The organism is uncultured Butyricimonas sp. (genome assembly GCF_959596855.1).
GTDB classification, from domain to species: Bacteria; Bacteroidota; Bacteroidia; order Bacteroidales; family Marinifilaceae; genus Butyricimonas; species Butyricimonas muris.
Map to the genome: position 1 here is coordinate 1 of NZ_CAUFYA010000091.1, position 4312 is coordinate 4312.

Annotated in this window: 3 protein-coding genes and 1 tRNA gene; 3 read left to right on the forward strand and 1 reads right to left on the reverse strand. The window is 43.3% G+C overall.

What is annotated here, in order from left to right; genetic code table 11:
* Window positions 1-85 precede the first annotated feature (85 nt).
* A tRNA-Met gene (locus tag Q5866_RS20775) sits at window positions 86-159 on the forward strand.
* Between the two features lie 116 nt (window positions 160-275).
* Here Q5866_RS20775 and Q5866_RS20780 read toward each other — a convergent pair.
* Window positions 276-1049 (reverse strand): DeoR/GlpR family DNA-binding transcription regulator, encoded by a 774-nt coding sequence (locus tag Q5866_RS20780; RefSeq protein ID WP_303182292.1) that lies wholly within the window; start codon window positions 1047-1049, stop codon window positions 276-278.
* A gap of 346 nt (window positions 1050-1395) precedes the next feature.
* On the opposite strand from Q5866_RS20780, the gene Q5866_RS20785 reads away from it, so the two are divergent.
* Both Q5866_RS20785 and pgtP read left to right on the forward strand, forming a co-directional pair.
* Window positions 1396-2973, forward strand: coding sequence for a glycerol-3-phosphate dehydrogenase/oxidase (locus Q5866_RS20785; RefSeq protein WP_099289797.1), 1578 nt, complete (start codon window positions 1396-1398; stop codon window positions 2971-2973).
* Between the two features lie 48 nt (window positions 2974-3021).
* Window positions 3022-4312: phosphoglycerate transporter protein PgtP (pgtP, locus tag Q5866_RS20790; RefSeq protein ID WP_303182294.1), on the forward strand; the 1291-nt coding region annotated here is incomplete at its 3' end.

Genomic DNA, 4312 nt, shown 5'->3' on the forward strand with positions numbered 1-4312 from the left:
CCGTTAGCGCCGATGGTACTGCCGAGAGGTGGGAGAGTAGGTCGATGCCAGATTTTCAAATCACTGGACAAGTTCAGTGATTTATGGCGAGGTAGCTCAGCTGGTTAGAGCGCATGATTCATAATCATGAGGTCGGCGGTTCAAGCCCGCCTCTCGCTACGAAGAGAAAAAGTCTTTCAGTATTGAAAGACTTTTTTTATTTTAGATTGAATGATTTTAGATTTCTACAAATTGAGAGTGTGTTTCAAAAAGTAATAAATACTTGAAGTATTTGATTAATTTGCGATAGTGACTTCCAAGCCTCGTTCTCTTAACTCTTCCAAAATCTTGGGTTGGATGTGGCTATCGGTAATGACGTGTTCAACTGCATCCAAATCGCAAATTTTTCCAAAGCCCCTGCGTCCGAACTTGGATGAGTCAGCAAGGACGATAGTTTTTTGGGCAGCTTTCATCATAATTCGATTCAAGTTGGCTTCTATCATATTGGTTGTAGATAGTCCATATTCCAAATCGATACCATCAACTCCCATAAATAGTTTACTACAAGAGAAATTTTCCAGCATTTTTTCCGCATAACTTCCTACGGCAGATACAGAACTATTACGCACTAGACCTCCCAGTTGAATAATATCAATGTTTTTATTACATGCAAGTATATGCGTTACATTGATTGCAGCCGTGATGACTGTAAGATGTCCTTGTGGGACGATTTGGCGAGCTAAAGCGTGCATGGTTGTGCCGGAAGCGATGATAATGGAATCGTCCGGGGTGATCAGATTAGCCGCTTGCATTCCGATAAGACGTTTTTCTTCGGTATAGAATTTTTCTTTTTCATTGACGTGGCGATCATTAATATAAGGATTGATTAAAATCGCACTTCCGTGAGTACGGTATAACATTTTCTTTTCTTCAAGCAACGTGAGATCCTTGCGGATGGTTACTGAAGATACTTTTAGTTGATTGGCAAGATCGATTACAGCAACAGAGCCTTGCTGCCGCAACAGATCAAGTATGTAGCTATGTCTTTCACTTAAAGATAATGATTTCATCTTATTCCGATTATCAATAATATACTCAATGACTTACGTGTATGTCTAAATATTAGATCATCCCTCAAAAAGGTATGACTAAGATAGTGATTTATTTTAAATGAATATTGCTAATTTCTAAAAAAAAAGAAACTTTTATAGCCTAATTCCGTAAATTATTTCGATACCAAAGGAGTCAAATTCTTATCTATTGAATTGACGTAGACCAATAACAGAAAAAGGATTGTTGTTTCAATATTCCGATTCACCCGTGTGTAGGCACGAGGAGGATGGAGGGGCTTTCATAGGTAGGATTGATTGGTTGTTGAACTTAAAATTAATTGTAAAACAAATAAATAATTGCGTTATGAACCGAGAGGATATGTTGAATAAACTTCAAGAATCCGAGAAGGTATGGGATATGGTTGTAGTGGGAGGAGGAGCCACGGGTTTAGGTGTTGCGGTTGATGCCGCAACACGGGGATATAGTGTCGCCCTTCTTGAAATGGCGGACTTTGCAAAGAGTACTTCAAGCAGGAGTACGAAGTTGGTACACGGGGGTGTACGTTATCTGCAAAAAGGAGATGTTGCTTTGGTGTTGGAGGCATTGAGGGAAAGAGGGCGAATGAAAGCTAACGCCCCGCATCTGGTAAAAGATCAAGCATTTGTAATATCAAACTATACGTATTGGGATAATTTCCTTTATTTTTGCGGACTTACTTTTTATGATTTACTTTCGTTCGGTTTCGGGTATGGAAGGAGCAGGTTTATTTCTTCCAAGAAAGTAATGGAGTATTTACCGACGTCCGTGAAGAAAGGGTTGAAGGGGGGAATCGTGTATCATGACGGACAATTTGATGATTCGCGGATGGCTATAAATCTGGCACAGACTTGCGTGGAGAATGGTGGAGTAGTGTTGAATAAGGCGCGAGTATCGGGTATCGTACATGACAAGAACGGAAAGGTTGCCGGGGTGAAATTCGTGGATACCGAGTCGGGTAAAGAAATGCAACTGGCAGCCAAAAGCGTGGTCAATGCTTGCGGGGTGCTTGTGGATGATTTGATGGCGATGGATTCCCCGGGACACAGCAAGATGGTAACTCCAAGCCAAGGGGTACATCTTGTGTTGGATATGAAATTTTTGAAAAGTGATTACGCGATAATGGTACCCAAAACGAGTGACGGACGTGTGCTGTTTGCCGTGCCTTGGCATGACAAGGTGGTTGTGGGGACAACGGATATCATGCGTCCTACTCCGGAGATTGAGCCGAAGCCGTTGAAGGAGGAGATTGATTTTATTTTGAAGACGGCATCCTTGTACATGGATCCGGCGCCTACTTATGACGATATTGAATCCGTGTTCGCGGGACAACGTCCTTTGGCTGCGCCGAAGCACGAGGGAAAAAGCACGAAAGAGATTTCCCGGGGACATAAGATTATCGTTTCGGACAATAATCTGGTCACTATCACGGGAGGTAAGTGGACTTCTTACCGGAGAATGGCAGAGGACACAGTGGATAAAGCGATAGCCCTTAAATTGGTTGAGCCGAGGAAATGTGTCACCAAGAAATTTCATATTCACGGGTATCGGAAGAATCCGAACCTAAAAGATCATATGTACGTTTACGGAAGTGATCAAGACGCTATTTTGAAATTGATAGCGGACCATCCGGAATACGGTGAAAAATTGTCGGATAAATATGACTATACCGTTGCCGAAGTGGTATGGGCCGTTCGGAAAGAAATGGCCAGAGAGGTCGAGGATGTTCTCGCTCGAAGGGTTCGTTTGTTGTTCGTTGATGCTAAAGAGGCTATTAAAGCAGCCCCGAAAGTAGCGGAAGTGATGGCCAAGGAACTTGGGAAGGATCAGACGTGGATAGATGAAGAAGTGAAGGAATTCACGGAATTGGCAGAAAATTATATCGCGGCTAAGATCATTATTTGAGCTTAGCTGATGTATATGTATAAATAATAATTTATAAAAATTGATGACATGTGGAGTTTTCTAAAACCTGAACCCCACAAGCCTTTATTGCCCAAGGAGAAGATTGATCCGACATACAAACGATTGCGGTTGCAGGTCTTCCTCGGGATTTTTATCGGTTATGCGGGTTACTATCTTGTTAGAAAGAATTTTACGCTGGCAATGCCTTATTTGCAGGAGCTGGGATTTGACAAAGGAGATTTGGGAGTGGCGCTTTCGGCAAATGCTATTGCTTATGGCATATCGAAGTTTTTGATGGGAGGGGTTTCTGACCGGAGTAGTGCCCGCAAATTTTTGCCGTTAGGATTATTGTTGTCGGCTCTTGTTACCTTATTCTTGGGGACGAGTGCCGGAATATCTTCTATCGTGATGATGTTTGTCACGCAGTTCTTGATCGGTTGGTTTCAAGGAATGGGCTGGCCCCCGAGTGGGCGTGTGATGACGCACTGGTTTTCACATAACGAACGGGGAACGAAGATGTCGATCTGGAACGTGGCGCATAACGTGGGAGGAAGTTTGGTCGGTATCATGTTCTCGCTGGGGTTGGTATGGTTCGGTTCATGGCAGACCGCCACGTTTGTTTTCCCGGCAGTGGTCGCTCTTGTTATCGTGGTAATTTCTTTCTGGCTTATCCGGGATACCCCGCAATCGGAAGGCTTACCGCCTATCGAGGAGTATCGTAATGATTACCCGAAGAATTATAGTGCCAAGTCGGAAGAAGAGTTGACGGCGAAAGAGATATTTTTCAAGTACGTGTTGAATAATAAGATATTGTGGTATATTGCGATTGCCAATGCTTTTATTTATCTGGTGCGTTACGGGGTTTTAGACTGGGCCCCGACCTACTTGAAGGATGTGAAGGGGTATGATAGCGGTGCGGTAGGTTGGATTTATTCGGCTTACGAGATTGCGGCTATTCCCGGAACGATCATTTGTGGTATCGTGAGTGATTATCTGTTCAAGGGACGGCGTGCGCTTACCACGATGACTTATATGGTATTAGTAGCTTTATTCGTGTTTATATACTGGAAAACGGATCATAATCTTGTAATGGATAGTATTTCATTGATTGCTATCGGGTTCTTGATTTATGGTCCCGTGATGTTGATCGGAGTACACGCTCTCGATCTGGCCCCCAAGAAAGCTGCCGGAACAGCTGCCGGGTTGACCGGATTTTTCGGGTATTTTTTTGGAACGGCGCTTTTGGCGAATATTATGATGGGGTACGTGGTTGAAAACCTTGGATGGGATTGGAGTTTTATCATCCTGTTGGTTGCTTGTGCCCTTGCATTTGTAGTCA

What these genes read in the sequence shown, in the direction of transcription:
- Q5866_RS20780 (WP_303182292.1), bottom strand. Translation starts at nt 1,049, where the DNA reads ATGAAATCATTATCTTTAAGTGAAAGACATAGCTACATACTTGATCTG.
- Q5866_RS20785 (WP_099289797.1), top strand. Translation starts at nt 1,396, where the DNA reads ATGAACCGAGAGGATATGTTGAATAAACTTCAAGAATCCGAGAAGGTA.